Below are 14,622 nucleotides of genomic sequence, written 5' to 3' on the forward strand. Positions count from 1 at the left end.
GTGACAAAAACATGATTACATCCAAAGTCGCATGATATGCGGCTTTTTCATTTTGCAAGTCAAAGATAAAGATAATCCTTAGCGTATTAGTATAAATTTACCAGCAGCGTGGTAATCTATTTGGGATGAAATTAAAGGGGGGGTCAATTTTGACGGAGAATCATACGCCAACCGGACAAGATGCTCAACGTGAGACATTGACGACGCGACAGGGCCATCCGGTGATGGATAATCAAAACATCCGTACCATCGGTAACCGTGGTCCGGCCACGCTTGAAAATTACCACTTTATCGAGAAGATCTCCCATTTCGATCGGGAAGAGATACCGGAGCGTGTCGTACATGCGCGCGGAACGGGAGCATTCGGGTATTTCGAAACGTATGGAAAAGTCGGTGATGAGCCGGTAGAGAAGTATAGTCGAGCCAAAGTGTTTTCTGGTGCTGGGAAGAAAACGCCGTTAATGGTTCGCTTCTCGACAGTAGCTGGATCCAAAGATTCGCCCGAAACGGCAAGGGATCCGCGTGGTTTCGCAGTAAAAATGTATACGGAAGAAGGCAACTGGGACTTAGTTGGTAACAACCTAAAAATCTTCTTTATCCGAGATGCGATGAAGTTTCCAGACATGATTCACGCGTTTAAAGCCGATCCGGCTTCGAATGTGCCGAATCCTGTACGGATGTTCGATTTTGTTTCCAAGACGCCTGAAGCTACACATATGATAACCTTCTTATTCTCTCCATGGGGAATTCCAGCAACATATCGCCACATGCAGGGCTCCGGCGTAAACACCTACAAGTGGGTGAATGACAAGGGAGATGCTGTGCTCGTGAAGTATCACTGGGAGCCGAAGCAAGGTATCCGTAACTTAACGCAAGAAGAGGCGAACGCTATTCAAGCGACGAACGTCGGTCATGCAACACAAGATTTATATGAAGCGATCGAGCGCGGCGATTATCCGGAGTGGGAGCTCTTCGTGCAAATTATGGACGATCACTACCATCCTGAACTCGACTTTGATCCGCTCGACGATACGAAGCTTTGGCCGGAGGACAAATTCCCATGGCTGCCGGTTGGACGTATGGTCCTTGACCGTAATCCGGTAGATTTCCATGCGGAGATTGAGCAAGCCGCTTTCGGTACAGGAGTTCTTGTTGACGGGATGGACTTCTCGGATGATAAAATGCTGCAAGGACGTACCTTCTCCTACTCTGATACGCAGCGTTATCGTGTCGGTGCGAACTATTTGAAGCTGCCTGTGAATGCTCCGAAAGTGCCGGTTCGCACGAACCAGCATCGCGGGCAAATGGACATCCGCGACCCGAAAGAGTCCGGAGAAAATCCACACATCAACTATGAGCCATCTATGATGGGTGGTTATCAGGAAGCGGACAAGGAACAGCGGCCTCCGCACCAACCGATGTATAACGCGGCGGCGATGAGCGCTCCGATCGATCGTCCGAACAACTACGGTCAAGCGGGTCATACGTACCGTAGCTTGCAAGAATGGGAGAGAGAGGAATTGATCAAAAATCTCTCCGATGCGCTTGCAATCTGTGATAAGCGGATTCAAGATGCCATGATCGGGCACTTCACACAAGCAAACGAAGACTATGGTCGACGTGTGAAGGAAGGGATCGACAAGAAAATGAAGGAAATGCAAGAAATGAAGTCGGGAATTAAAATTCCTGGCCGTGAAGCAGGCATCACCAAATACGGTCAAGGAACGTTAGCTGCGAACAACGCAACGAAAGAAGCCGTGCAAAAAAGTCACGAAGCAGATCCGTACTAATACAAAAAGGAAACTCCACTCTGCAATGAGGGGAGTTTCCTTTTTCTACAATAAAATGGAAGCGAGCAAGCTTGCGAACAGTCAGAGACAGATACCCTCGTACAATTTACAATTTTCGGAGAAGGCGTCCAATCCAATCGGGAGACCCATCATATACTAGGATAGATTGAGAGACTAGTGTGAAAGGGTGGATCTACTGTGATGTGTAGTCTGGATCCTGTGGAAGGAGCGAGTTCAAAAAAGCAAACTGTAGCTATAATCGGGCTTGGGTACGTAGGCCTTCCTTTAGCACTCCTTCTAGTAGAGAAGGGCTTCCGGGTATTTGGTTACGATCTTAACCCTCTTAAGATTGCCACTCTTCTATCAGGGCAAAGTTATATTTCGGAGATCGAGGATTCGGAGATACGGGAGGCTCGTGAAACGCAGCGTTTTTTTCCTACAGACCGATATCAAGAGATTGAGGAGTCAGAAGTCTTCATCATCTGTGTACCGACCCCTCTTAGCGATAAGGGGACACCAGAACTTAGCTACTTAACCCAAGCTGCTAGGGAGATCAACCAACTGGTTCCCAAGGGGAAATTGATCGTTTTGGAGAGCTCAACCTTTCCTGGCACAACAAGGGAGGTCATTGCTCCGATCCTGGAGCAAACCGGCCTTACGATCGGACAGGACGTATTTTTGGCCTACTCACCGGAAAGGATTGACCCGGGAAATAAGCGATTTCCTTTTCACAAGATCCCGAAGGTTGTCAGCGGCATGACTCCAGACTGCTTATCGAAGGTCGAGGAGCTTTACCGGGGCGTTTTCCCTCAGATTCATTCGGTTTCCTCTGTGGAATCGGCTGAGATGGCGAAGATTATAGAGAATGCTTATCGTCTCATCAACATTTCCTTCGTGAATGAGCTGGCCATGATTTGCGATGAGCTGCATCTAAATATTTGGGAGGTCATTGAAGCAGCCAAAACCAAACCCTTCGGCTTCGCCGGATTTTACCCGGGACCGGGGATCGGGGGGCACTGCATTCCCGTAGATCCCATCTATTTGGAGTGGAAACTGCAGCAGTATGGTATTGGTTCCGGGTTCATTCAGCTCGCACAGAAGGTCAATCACAAGATACCTCAATATATTGCTAAACAGGTCCAACAGCTGTTGGGTGCGAAGTCGCTGCTGCATGCCAAGATGCTTGTTTACGGGGTAGCTTACAAAAAGGATATCGCAGACCCGCGGGAGTCTTCGTCACTAGAGCTTCTGCAGATTCTGAACAGCATGGGGGCTAAAGCCGTCTATCATGATCCGTATATCCCTCATGTTTCGGTGGGCGGCGAAAAATGGAATAGTGTGGAACTAACACCGCAACTATTGGCAGAAATGGATGCCGTAATTGTGTCGACGGATCATACCTGTATTCCCATACCACTTCTTCTTGAGCATGCAAAACTAATCTATGACACCCGGAATGTTACAAGCGGCTATTCAGGAAGTGGGAAGGCAAGGGTTGTCCGTTTAGGAGGAGGGGGATCGTAGGGAGATAACGAAAGAACGGATCGGCCTGCTGGCCGATCCTTATATTTTTTTATGCCATTTGCCAAAATCGAGAGCAACCTTCCCGGTCATTCGGGCGATTCTGGGGGCGAGAATGACGGCGTTCACACCCGTGGATAGGAAAACTAGGTCGAAAGAATTCTTCATAGCCCTTATTCGTGTAAGGGTTCGGTCAATCTGGTAGTAGTGGGAGAAGGGAATTGTCCCCACAACCTTTAACCCATGTTTTCGTTCTAGAGTATCCTTCATGTCCTCTGCGTGCTTACTGACAATCAGGATACGCCTTCCCTTCAGTAGCTTCCAGAAGCTCTTGTCCTGCGGAGCGTACCGATTTATACAGGCACTGCACTTGTAGGAGGGTGCAATTCGAAAGTGGGCGAATATAGCATTTGTTAAAGGACGTTTAAGGTAGCGCGGTGCCCGAATCAGACTGTCTTCAGGTGGCAGGACACCGACAACGGTAGCCCTCCGAATCTCGGCCACCATCTGATTTCGGAGGCGAAGATTCGGCAGGGTTACCCCCTTCTTCCCACGGTTAGCTTTCACTGCCCATGGTTCCATCAATACGCGTTTGATAGACCAAACGGAGCTTTGAGCCAGACAGATATTCTCTCCATCTCCGATTCGAACCAAGGAGAACGGCCGGTTATGATCTAAGGCATACTGGATTTTGGCGTATGTCTGTTCCCGGGTTAAGTTAATCGGCACCCATCATCGCTCCTCATTCATAGGATTTCCCTTTATCATATGACAGTACCTCCTAGTCGTTCGCGTTCGAACTTGTTCACGCTGGAAATATGCATTTATCCGTATATCTGAACCTTCCCCCGGCAATAGGAATAAAGTAAGTCAAGGAACAATATTGGGAGAGTGGAGGTTGAACGTGAAGGTGATGAAGCAGGTGCATCCAAAAGCAGGTGTTTCGGTGATTACGGTGACGAATAAGCCGGAGTTTATAAAGAATATCTTTCGCAATTACCGTCATCAGTCATGGGATCAAAGAGAGCTGATCATCGTATTAAACCATCATAACATGAAACCCTCCACTTACCGAGCTTATGCTCGACGAAAGGGCATACAAGCTACTATTTATCAACTTCCTGAGAGTTTGCCATTGGGAGTATGTCTGAACTATGGGATAAAGAGAGCTCGTTATCCGTATATTGCCAAGTTCGATGACGATGACTATTATGGTCCTGCTTATCTCGCGGAAGCAGTCCGAACGGCGGAATGGACGGGGGCGGACGTAGTCGGTAAAAACCGATTTTACATGTACATGATGGGTTCGAAGGAGCTACTCCTATTGACGAAGAGGCGGAAGGATTGTGTCGCTGGGGCAACTTTGGTATTCCGTAAAAAGCTGTTTCCTGCCGTTAAGTTCACTCGGAGGCGCGCAGGCTCGGACATGAAATTCCTCGCGGATATTTGGAAGCGTGGCGGGGTGGTACGAACCACGAGCCATCGTCACTTCGTAGCCGTACGAAGAGCTGATCAATCCAAGCATACATGGAAATTTAATCGAAACGCAGTTCGAAATATGCGGGCTGAAGTCGTTGCGCGGACCGTAAATTATGAGCGCCTCGTACGAAGGGGGAAGATTTGAATGGTCTTCCAAGTATGGAAGCCAACGTCGGATATAGGCTCAGCGCCAAGGGCTTTATTAAAGCTCTGGCGCTTTTTGTTTTGAACCAGATACTTGAAATTTGGATATTTGCAAGCATACTTGCGAGATCGTTCCTACTTCTAAACCAGGCTCATTCCTTTCTTCGGATAACTGTGAAAGTTTTCTTTTTTGTCTTCCTCCTCTCCACAATCGTAGGAATACGATCAATTTTTAAGATATCTGTTATCCCTCGTTTATTTTTAGATAGAGTCAATGACAAAATCATTCCCCGAATCGTATTATGATTTCTTATTAATCTCGTTGATACAAAGTTACCTAAAGAAGGAGCTGCGACTCGATTTCGTACTTGACCATAGATGTCTTTCACCTTTGCCTGAGTTACCGGGTAGAGCAGATGAGGATGTGCACCTAAAACCACATTTACGCCTTGTTTAAACAGTAAATGCATCAATTGTTTTTGATTTTTGCTCGGAAATGGCCGATACTCTCTCCCGAAATGGAGGTAAACAACGATGAAATCTGTTTTATTCTTCATTTCGCGGATATCCGCTATCATCTTCTTATGGTCGATGCGGTTAACTAACCACCGATTAGGTACTTGTAAGGAATTTGTGCTTTTCGTATAGGATAAAATCCCAATATTCACTCCCTTTACACGCATAATCAGATGACGCTTAGATTCTTGGATGGAACGAAAGGTTCCTGTATGCTTGAGACCATGTTTATCGAGAACATTCAATGTTCGTTTTAAACCGGTTACTCCTCCGTCCATACAATGGTTGTTTGCAGTAGTTAATACACGAAATCCGACGTTTCTCAACGTTGATGCCAACGTGTCAGGGCAGTTGAATAATGGAAAACCTGTTTTCGGATTCCTTCGTTCTCTCGGACAGTTACATTTTGGACGGCTTCCGATAACGCCTAATTTCCTTTTACCGGAGAACGTCGTTTCCAGATTCCCGATCGTCAAATCGTGTTTTTTTAGATAAGGTTTAACTTTTTCAAAAATAGGACTGAACGTATATCCGCTTGATCTCTTAGCTGAGGCAATGATTTCACTTTTCATCAACAAATCCCCGACAGCGGCTATCGTTATTTTGATCACATGGATTCACTCCTTCCCTGACTAATTTATTCAATGAAAGGAATTATTGTTTGCAGGATAGGCGATGTCCTATAGCCTGTTACAGCTAGCCGAATATGATATGGAAATATTAGTGTGAGGAGACTAATCCATGAGACAAAGTAATGTCACCGTTCCTAACAAACCGAAGAAACCTGCAAAAGGTATCAAGTGGGATCAACATCGTGAATTAATGAAGAACAGCCACATTAACAGGCACCTTCCCGCAACGATGAAACTAAATAAACAATCTTTCTTTGCCATGCTTTCTCGTTATAAGACTATTTATTTGAAACCTAATCAAGGAGCTTTTGGAGTGGGGGTCATGCAGGTTCGAAGGATTGTTCATAAAAAGAAACCGTATTTTCGTGTCCATTCAGGAACCCGGCAAAATAAGTTCCAATCAAAAGAGGAAGTATATGCCTTCTATTTGGGCAAAAGAGTGAGCGCCGATTATCTCGTCCAACAAGGCATAGACCTGCTCAGATGGAACAAACGCCCGTTTGACCTTCGCTTAATGATCACAAAACAAAAGGATCATACTTGGCGAAATGAAGGCTTTGTCGGCCGCGTTGCGCATCACAAAAAAATTGTAACGAATATCCGCAGTGGAGGTACCGCATTATCCGTCGAGGACCTGTTAGCCTCGCATACCAATCCAACTACTCAAAAAAGTATCATCCTGAAGTTAAACAAATTGGGAAGTCGTATATGCAAGCAGCTCGAAAAAAAATATCCTGGTATTCAGCTTTTTGGGATTGATATGGGCTTGGATCAAAACTTAAAGCCCTGGGTTATTGAGGTGAACACTAGACCGGAGAAAATATGCTGGAAATGTATGAGGAAGCTTTGCAAAAAGAACATCTCCGTCAAAACTCGTTGAATAAAGAATACAAAAGGGCTGTCTATTATGGCAGCCCTTCGCGCAACAATTACATAAACAAAGTTGTGAGATATATAATCATTTCGTTCGTTTCCACTGTCACAAATCAGAGGCTTACGTTGTTATATGTGCAAAACGTTAAGGAGCTGAGGAAAGATGAATGGTTTGACATGCGTAATCATCGGCGGCGGCCACGTTGGGCTTCATTCACTCAAAGCAATTAAGGAAGAGACCCAGGACATGGCGAGCGGACGGCAGATCCGGTTTGTTCTGATCGACAAGCAGCCCGGGCATTTGCGTAAAATGCTGTTGTTCCGACCAGCCGTGGACCAGGAAGAGATTATGATTCCTTGGACGCACTATTCGTTCTCAGAAGGTGTCGAATTCATACAAGGTACGGTTGCATGCGTGGATAGCGAGGGAAAACAGGTTCATTATGAGGATGCACAAGGAAATCATATCCTCATGCCGTTTGACCTTTTGGTCGTAGCGGTCGGCAGCATTGTTCGGCAACTGGAACCCGATAAGGGCGGCATCGCCTTGACCGACCCGCAAGCTGCAGCGGACATCCGGGAGCGCTGGCGCGCAAACCTGTTGAAAGCTGCCGGAGAGATGAACCCTGAGGAACGTAAGCGACTCATGACGATCGCGGTTGCGGGAGCGGGCATCAGTGGCGTTGAAACATCCGCCGAGCTGGCGCTTGAGATGCGGAAGGAAGCATCGTTGCTAGGACTGAACCCGTCCGAAATCTCTGTCTATTTGCTGAGCGGACAGAAACGCCTGTTCCTGGAAGGGCCCGAAAAAGTCGGAAAGAAATTAGATCAGTATCTCGACGAATGCGGCGTAAAAGTACTATATAACCGTAAGGTAATGCAAGCGGAAGCAGGGGCGGTGAAGCTCAGTAATGGCGATCTTCTGCCGGTTGGCCTATGTATATGGACAATTGGTCTGATCCCGAATCCGGCCCTTCGAAGCATGGGCTTGCCTCTTACTCCCGATGGTCAAGTGCTGGTGGATGAATGCTATCGTGTCAAAGGAGCGCCGGGCGTATATAGCATCGGCGACTGTGCGAGAATCGTCGATCCGGTGAACGGCAGGGCGGATCTGATGAGGGCCGGAGAAGGCGCGCTGCAGGCTGATAGACTTGGGAAAATTGTGATGGCTGATCTGGAGGGACGCCCCGCTCCGGTTCATAAATCCGCCAGCTCGATACTGGATTTCTTCTGCATCGGCTTGGGGGAGAACCGCGGATTTGTATGGGGAAGCAAATGGGGACTTCATATCATATTTACGGGAAAGCTGGGGTGGAAAATCAGGAAACTGGCCTGGGATAAAGGCAGTATGCTACGATAACAACGGCACTAATACCAACAGTAGGAAAAAGGTGAGACGGCGAATGGAGGAACTGTACGATCAATATAGAGCGTTGTTGTTCACACTGGCCTATCAGTTGACAGGCTCCGTTGCAGACGCGGAAGATGCTGTGCAGGACGTGTTTGTTAAAGCTTGCGATGTACATCCCGAACGGCTGGAAGAGCCGAAGGCGTATTTGTGCAAAATGGTAACCAATCATTGCCTCAATCTGCAGAAGTCAGCGCGGAAGAAAAGAGAAATGTACGTCGGACCGTGGCTCCCCGAACCGCTTCGGTCGCCGGAGACAGATCAGCTCGAGACGACAGTCGTCCGCCGTGATCTGCTGTCATACGCCATGCTCGTGCTGCTTGAGCGGCTGACGCCGACAGAGCGGACGGTTTTCGTCCTGCGTGAGGCGCTGGGCTTCGATTACCCCGAAATCGCGGACCTGCTCGGCAAGCAAGAGGCGAACTGCCGCAAACTGTTGAGCCGGGCAAGAAGCAAAATGGGCATATCTGAGGAAGAGCTAATTACAGCCGAAGCTGTCGAATTGGAATGGGTCAACCGATTCCTCACCTCCCTCGAGCAAGGGAATGTCGATCATGTAATGGCACTGTTGACCGAAGACGTCATGTTCATCGCCGACGGAGGCGGTAAAGCAAGCGCGTTCAGGCATCCAGTACAATCGTGTGAACACGTAGCCCAGGTCCTGCTCGACGGTCTCCGGAGCTTAAGGTCCCATTTCCAGGGTGATTTCCACTTCGAGTTCGCCCCTCTGAACGGTGAGACCAGTATCGTAATCCGGTCGAAGGGCGAAACCGTGGCTGCTTTATTCATGCAACTCCGACACAGTAAGATTGCCCGGATATATGCCGTTCGAAACCCAGATAAGCTTGTGCGGGTTTAAGCAATCTACCGAAGAATATGATCATAATTTTCCTGATTCTACTTTTTGTAAAAGGCAGACCACGAAAAGCCATTCCACGAGGATGGCCCTATCTAAACTTGCCGTAACAAATACTTGTGCGCTTTTTTTAAGACTTCACTAGAATAGTGTGAGGTCTTTTATTTATTCCAAAATGGCGGCATCCATTAGATGGTATAACAAACTTTTAGCCAGAAGTCTCTATCGGAGGGGGGATGACGCTTCTTTGTCGTAAGAAATAATAAAAGTAGTAGTAACAAAACTTGGAAATTGATATACTGAAGATAACGAACATGCGTTCTTTTTTAGCGCATACAAACCAAAAGTGGAGGATTAGTTCATGGCAAATGGGGATTTTCCAAGAAATGAGATTGAAAAATCGGGTTATACACTAGTATTTCAAGATGATTTTGAGTCCGATCGTTTAAACCATGCGAAGTGGTTTCCTTACTATTTGCCTCAATGGAGCAGCCGCGAAAACTCCAAAGCCAAGTATAGAATCGATAATAGCCTTCTTATCCTACAAATAACCGAGGACCAGTTACCGTGGTGTCCAGAGTTTAATGGAGGTGTGAAGGTAAGCAATCTCCAGACGGGGGTATATGCAGGTCCCGTTGGCAGTCCATATGGTCAACACAAGTTTTCAAGCAGCTGTCTTGTCCGAGAAGAGCAACCGGTTGAAAGATTGTTTACGCCTCAGTATGGATATTTTGAAATACGGGCAAAAGGGATCAGAAGTCCCTACAACGTTTGTGCATTTTGGATGATCGGTTTCGAGGATGAACCCTATAAATCTGCCGAAATATGCCCTTTTGAATTGAAGGGTTGGAATGTGAGTTCCGATACATGTACGATTGGATTTGGCATTCATCCATTCGGTGATCAGGAGATTCATGACGAATTTTTTGAAAAGGAATTTTGTCTCGACCCTACTCAGTTTCACCTTTATGCAGTCGATTGGACTGAACAGGGCGTTGATTTTTATATCGATAACGAATTGATACATACATCTCGCCAATCACCAAGATATCCAATGCAATTGATGCTTAACATTTATGAAATTCCTTCAGACGATAATGTTTCAAGTCTAACGCATATATATCCCAGCGAGTTTAGTATTGATTATGTGCGTTGTTATCAGAAAAATAGTTGATGAAAAGGGGATTGTATTTCTGGAAAAAGTCAACAGAAGAAGTTGTTCGTTACATTTTTAATCTAAAAATAATAATCCGCTTTAATTTATTGTTAAAATACCAGCAGTTTAGTCTACTTAAGCAATCAGGATGAAGAATTCCTTTCGGTTAATTGTAACTTTGAATGATTACTTTGGTTATCGTTAAAAAACTGTAGTACTGCACCTTCAGGGGTAAAAATCGTGTTAATATCCCCTTGAATCCATGTTGAAATATCAAGGTATTGCACAACAAATTTTCCTCAAGTGTTTTGTGTTGAAGTGGATCGACTTTATTCATCTGCTGATCATTTAGTTTAATCATCGACAAAGTTGTAGGAACTGCCAATATGATGGTGAGTGCGATCCATAGCGGTCTGCACCAATAACCAAGCGCCAGCAGACGAATAAATATATAAGTGATGGACAGGCCAACTACAAAAGGTATCAGGCTGATCGTTAGGTTAATTGGGCCAAATCCATTTTCCGTAATATCTAAAAACATATTTACAATCCGATATACATAAAAGTACAAGACTGTTAGACCAATCCATGTAATCGCAATGGGTAACCTCTTCACATGCATAATTGTCTAACCTCGATTCTTATTATATGTAAGAGATGAATACATAACTATTATACTGAACCGTAAATATTAGTGCTAATGGCAATCCTGCTTGTTTGGTTTTCAAAAAGATACTGGTTCGGGTCATTGGGCAGAATGCCTATAACCATTGCTCATACTCCTTCATAGAATACAAAGTCAAACCATATGAGGGGAAGAGGTATATGGATATTCCAATTACTGGATTCATTATGCATCCCAACGATGAAGGACCCAATCACTCGCATAAATTATTTATTACCACGTGGAACGGTCGTCCTGTTCATGTTCACCCGTTTTCAGGAATCACTTCATTTGATGACGGACATCATCACCAATATGCAGGTATGACTGAAGCGGCGCCGAGTGGTGTTCAACATGTCCATAATTATTATTCGGAAACATCGTTTAATGATGGTCATACGCATATTATTCGAGGAACCACCGGACCCTCTGTTCCCTTGCCCAATGGTGGCCATGTTCATTATTTCCAAGGATATACGACAATTAACGGAATGCATCCACATTCTCATATGTACAGCGGGAACACGGGCAACGAACTATAAGCATACTTTTGAAGCCGAAACCATCATCCTTGATGGAGGAGAATATCTTGTTAAAAGGTTCAACTTTTGGTAATCATATACCAAAAGGGGTGTTTATATTGTGGATTGTAAAAACAAAACACAAAAGAAATGAAGATGGTGGAACTGTAGCTCTAGAACTGGAAACCGATGATAAGTGTCTCGATGTTAATGTTAGATGGGATGGTTGTACAGAAATTCACGTATATTCAGTTACAGAAGAGAACCGAGAACTTAAAGATACCTTCCACACGTGTGATTTAAAAGGATTTATTGATACTTTGCAGACGCTTGATAACGTATGTCAGGACTACTTTGGCGAGGGAAGTTATTGGGAACGGAAAAAAGAGGAAGAGGTAGCGTACATGTAGCGCAAATGACCCGCATATTGCGGGTTTTTTGTTTTTTGTTCGGGGAAGTGGCGTGTTTCATTATTCCAGCTAAGCCTTCTCATATAATGAAAGAGGGAGAGCTGCCGCGGCAGACTACTCCCTTGGATGATTACACCAGACCACAGCAGCTTGCCGAGGCAGCTGCTTTTTATTATCTATTCAGTTATATGATGATCGGACTACTCAACCTTATTATTGGACACCAAGGCGTCACGGTCCGCAGCTTGCGGCGGCTGTTCCAACCAACCGTGCTCAATCATAATATTTGCTCCATCTTCGACAAAATTTCCGACTTCAAGTGTAAGACGTCCCAACTTTTCGGCAACATCGTGTCTGGCACACATCGATAAAGCATTCCCATAGGCTCTTATTCTCATTGCAAACATGTCCAGCTTATGGAACATCATCAATTTGTCTGAAAACGGCGCAATGGTTGAAGTCGATACCAAAGGGTCAAAGATTGGGGGGGACGATAAATTTTCTTTTTGCAGCATTTTACTAAAGATCTCATAATGTTTGGTGGCTATTTCCTTTCCCCTTAGAAAATAAGCCTTTACTTCTTTCGACTTGGCAACTTGACTAAAGCCAATTAAAACCGCTTTGCTTGTCGCGTTATTCTCGATGTTATCGAACAGATGTGTAATCTCTAAAGCTTGAAGCGGTCTAATCTTACCAAAAAATCCATTGAGATAACTTTGCTTCTTAATGAATTCCACACTCTTGGGATAAGGAATTAAGGATGGTTTTGACATAAACCCTTTTTTGATTAATGTTTTGTTCACCTCATTCAAAAATTTAGTGGTTGAGCCGAGACATTGAGTGAAAAATGTCCGAACATCCGGCCTCGTTACAATCGGAACGGCGATTGCATATAGACTTGCTCCCGCTTTGCCGACATACTTCAAGTAATGAAGGTAAAACTCATCACTAAATAGCCTCGGAGCACCGGCATTTACGTCCTCTTCAGAAAATCCTTTAGGTATAGGATAATTTTCTTGGACAAATATCTCTTTGATGGACTGTACAAATTGTTCGGATAAGCTTAGACCGTCTTCAAGGACTTTCCTGATCTCTAGATCTTCAACATGATTCAGCATATAACTTAAGACGCATATACTCATGGTATTCCCCGTATATGTTGCCCATAGCTTACCTTGCTCTGCTGACGTTAATTTTTCGTTTGCGTAACTTTCAGAGTTAAGCTGCATTTGTTCTTTCACATCATTCATTTCCAACAGATCCTCCGTTCGTAAATATCTTCCATCTATTTTTCCCTTTCTTGGATAAATCAATGCATGAAACCTAATTAATAAATAGAAGAGCGTGAGTTAAAAGAGAAAAAGTATTCAACATGAGGGCACTCGACGGCACCCTATACATTCTTTTATGAAATCTGACGTTCTTTTTGTAAATTGCGCATCTGTTTATTCCCCAGCGAAAAACTGATGCATGCAGACACTAGCGCTAATCCTATAATAAAACTTGCCATCCATGGATTGTAGAAAACGGTGGAATTGGCGCTTATCATCGCTCCGCCCACCCCAGCGCCAGTCGCCAACCCTAAATGAACGATCGATGTATTCAAGCTAAGGACGAGACTGGAAGATTGGGGTGCTTGTTGAATGAAATATGTTTGTGTCGCTGGACCGGCCATGAACAGAGAGACCATCATGACTAAAATCAACAGTAAACCGATGAGGGTCAACCCGGCTAAGAGAGGCAGAAGGGCCAGAACAACAACGTGCATGATAGTACTGAAAGCTATGATGCGAGCGGCTCCCCATCGATCGATTCCGTAACCGCCCAGACGCGTACCGACTGCACCAGAGATACCAAAAACTAGCATGACGATGCTGATGTTGGACGCTTTAAGTTGAAGGATGTCTTGCATAAAAGGGGTTAAATACGTAAACAACACCGAATTTCCTGATTCCCTAAAGAAGGTAAGAAACAAACCGCTCACGATTACGGCATTTCCCAACACTTTGAATTGTTGTCGGAATGACATCGGTGCGTCTCCATCGATCTCTGGCAGCAAGCGATAAATGACGAAGGTAATCAACAAGCTTACAAGTCCTAACATCAAGAAAATAACTTGCCAGTTCAACCAATTCGTAACGGCTATGCTGATAGGTACGCCCAAAATCATCGCACTGCTGAAGCCGAGAACGATCGTGCTAATCGCACTGCCTATCTTCTCAGGAGGAGCAATTTTGGCAGCCGCACCGAATGCTGCGACAATATAAACGCCTGAACTTACACCCAGAATAAGGCGGGACACAATCAAGGTGAAGATATCCGAACTCAAGAAGGAAAGCAAGCACCCCATGATGAAAGCTGCCAATGCACCTATCAGCACTTTTTTGCGTCCCATGCGGGATGTCAGCGATACCAAGAGAGGTGTTCCAATTGCAAAGGCTAGCGAGTAGGCGGTGATTAATTGCCCTGCAAAGGCGATGGAAATATTTAAATCTTTAGCGAGTACTTGCAGGATTCCGGCGACAACCAACTCGGAAGTAGCCGTTAAGAATACCCCTAGAGCAACTACGTAAATCGTCCATTTATTCATTCCTTTCATTCCCTTCCATTTGTGTTATTGTCATTATAGAAGGGGTACGATAATATTGTAAG

The 14,622-nt window shown here is 45.2% G+C and carries 14 protein-coding genes; 9 read left to right on the top strand and 5 right to left on the bottom strand.

Features of this window, described 5'->3' with window-relative positions:
- The first annotated feature begins 125 nt into the window (after positions 1-125).
- Positions 126-1,790, top strand: coding sequence for a catalase (locus PUT07_RS16085; RefSeq protein WP_379239737.1), 1,665 nt, complete (start codon positions 126-128; stop codon positions 1,788-1,790).
- A 219-nt stretch (positions 1,791-2,009) separates the two neighbouring features.
- Positions 2,010-3,314: a nucleotide sugar dehydrogenase gene (locus tag PUT07_RS16090; protein WP_274469196.1), complete on the top strand. Its 1,305-nt coding sequence runs from the start codon at positions 2,010-2,012 to the stop codon at positions 3,312-3,314.
- A gap of 39 nt (positions 3,315-3,353) precedes the next feature.
- On the opposite strand, the gene PUT07_RS16095 is transcribed toward PUT07_RS16090, so the two are convergent.
- Positions 3,354-4,040 (bottom strand): GT-D fold domain-containing glycosyltransferase, encoded by a 687-nt coding sequence (locus PUT07_RS16095; RefSeq protein WP_274469198.1) that lies wholly within the window; start codon positions 4,038-4,040, stop codon positions 3,354-3,356.
- Positions 4,041-4,224: 184 nt separating this feature from the next.
- On the opposite strand from PUT07_RS16095, the gene PUT07_RS16100 reads away from it, so the two are divergent.
- A complete protein-coding gene (locus tag PUT07_RS16100) occupies positions 4,225-4,935 on the top strand; it encodes a glycosyltransferase family 2 protein (protein WP_274469345.1) in 711 nt (236 codons plus the stop codon).
- 151 nt (positions 4,936-5,086) lie between these two features.
- On the opposite strand, the gene PUT07_RS16105 is transcribed toward PUT07_RS16100, so the two are convergent.
- Entirely contained in the window at positions 5,087-6,061 is a 975-nt protein-coding gene (locus tag PUT07_RS16105; RefSeq protein ID WP_274469199.1) for a CapA family protein, read from the bottom strand.
- A 130-nt stretch (positions 6,062-6,191) separates the two neighbouring features.
- On the opposite strand from PUT07_RS16105, the gene PUT07_RS16110 reads away from it, so the two are divergent.
- The 4 genes from PUT07_RS16110 to PUT07_RS16125 all read left to right on the top strand — a co-directional run bounded on the left by PUT07_RS16110 (position 6,192) and on the right by PUT07_RS16125 (position 10,393).
- Complete coding sequence (locus PUT07_RS16110) at positions 6,192-6,962, top strand: YheC/YheD family protein (RefSeq protein ID WP_274469200.1); 771 nt, start codon at positions 6,192-6,194, stop codon at positions 6,960-6,962.
- Positions 6,963-7,118: 156 nt separating this feature from the next.
- Positions 7,119-8,315, top strand: a complete 1,197-nt coding sequence (locus tag PUT07_RS16115; protein ID WP_274469201.1) for an NAD(P)/FAD-dependent oxidoreductase — start codon at positions 7,119-7,121, stop codon at positions 8,313-8,315.
- 43 nt (positions 8,316-8,358) lie between these two features.
- Positions 8,359-9,222, top strand: coding sequence for an RNA polymerase sigma factor SigJ (gene sigJ, locus PUT07_RS16120; protein ID WP_274469202.1), 864 nt, complete (start codon positions 8,359-8,361; stop codon positions 9,220-9,222).
- A 358-nt stretch (positions 9,223-9,580) separates the two neighbouring features.
- The gene (locus tag PUT07_RS16125; RefSeq protein WP_274469204.1) at positions 9,581-10,393 is read left to right on the top strand and encodes a glycoside hydrolase family 16 protein; all 813 of its coding nucleotides are present in this window, start codon (positions 9,581-9,583) and stop codon (positions 10,391-10,393) included.
- A 148-nt stretch (positions 10,394-10,541) separates the two neighbouring features.
- Here PUT07_RS16125 and PUT07_RS16130 read toward each other — a convergent pair whose 3' ends face one another.
- Positions 10,542-10,916, bottom strand: a complete 375-nt coding sequence (locus PUT07_RS16130; RefSeq protein ID WP_274469205.1) for a hypothetical protein — start codon at positions 10,914-10,916, stop codon at positions 10,542-10,544.
- A gap of 284 nt (positions 10,917-11,200) precedes the next feature.
- Between PUT07_RS16130 and PUT07_RS16135 the strand changes: the two genes are divergently transcribed.
- The gene (locus PUT07_RS16135; protein ID WP_274469206.1) at positions 11,201-11,581 is read left to right on the top strand and encodes a YmaF family protein; all 381 of its coding nucleotides are present in this window, start codon (positions 11,201-11,203) and stop codon (positions 11,579-11,581) included.
- A gap of 47 nt (positions 11,582-11,628) precedes the next feature.
- Positions 11,629-11,970: a hypothetical protein gene (locus PUT07_RS16140; RefSeq protein WP_274469207.1), complete on the top strand. Its 342-nt coding sequence runs from the start codon at positions 11,629-11,631 to the stop codon at positions 11,968-11,970.
- A 200-nt stretch (positions 11,971-12,170) separates the two neighbouring features.
- Here PUT07_RS16140 and PUT07_RS16145 read toward each other — a convergent pair whose 3' ends face one another.
- On the bottom strand, positions 12,171-13,220 hold the full coding sequence (locus tag PUT07_RS16145; protein ID WP_274469208.1) for a DUF3231 family protein: 1,050 nt from the start codon (positions 13,218-13,220) through the stop codon (positions 12,171-12,173).
- 155 nt (positions 13,221-13,375) lie between these two features.
- Positions 13,376-14,560: an MFS transporter gene (locus tag PUT07_RS16150; RefSeq protein ID WP_274469209.1), complete on the bottom strand. Its 1,185-nt coding sequence runs from the start codon at positions 14,558-14,560 to the stop codon at positions 13,376-13,378.
- Positions 14,561-14,622 lie beyond the last annotated feature (62 nt).

The sequence above is a fragment of the Paenibacillus sp. MAHUQ-63 genome, from assembly GCF_028765165.1.
Lineage (GTDB): Bacteria > Bacillota > Bacilli > Paenibacillales > NBRC-103111 > Paenibacillus_E.

Coding starts and splice junctions, on each gene's coding strand:
- PUT07_RS16085 (WP_379239737.1), top strand. CDS start 126: ATGAAATTAAAGGGGGGGTCAATTTTGACGGAGAATCATACGCCAACC.
- PUT07_RS16100 (WP_274469345.1), top strand. CDS start 4,225: ATGAAGCAGGTGCATCCAAAAGCAGGTGTTTCGGTGATTACGGTGACG.
- PUT07_RS16110 (WP_274469200.1), top strand. CDS start 6,192: ATGAGACAAAGTAATGTCACCGTTCCTAACAAACCGAAGAAACCTGCA.
- PUT07_RS16115 (WP_274469201.1), top strand. CDS start 7,119: ATGAATGGTTTGACATGCGTAATCATCGGCGGCGGCCACGTTGGGCTT.
- sigJ (WP_274469202.1), top strand. CDS start 8,359: ATGGAGGAACTGTACGATCAATATAGAGCGTTGTTGTTCACACTGGCC.
- PUT07_RS16125 (WP_274469204.1), top strand. CDS start 9,581: ATGGCAAATGGGGATTTTCCAAGAAATGAGATTGAAAAATCGGGTTAT.
- PUT07_RS16130 (WP_274469205.1), bottom strand. CDS start 10,916: ATGTTTTTAGATATTACGGAAAATGGATTTGGCCCAATTAACCTAACG.
- PUT07_RS16135 (WP_274469206.1), top strand. CDS start 11,201: ATGGATATTCCAATTACTGGATTCATTATGCATCCCAACGATGAAGGA.
- PUT07_RS16145 (WP_274469208.1), bottom strand. CDS start 13,220: ATGAATGATGTGAAAGAACAAATGCAGCTTAACTCTGAAAGTTACGCA.
- PUT07_RS16150 (WP_274469209.1), bottom strand. CDS start 14,560: ATGAATAAATGGACGATTTACGTAGTTGCTCTAGGGGTATTCTTAACG.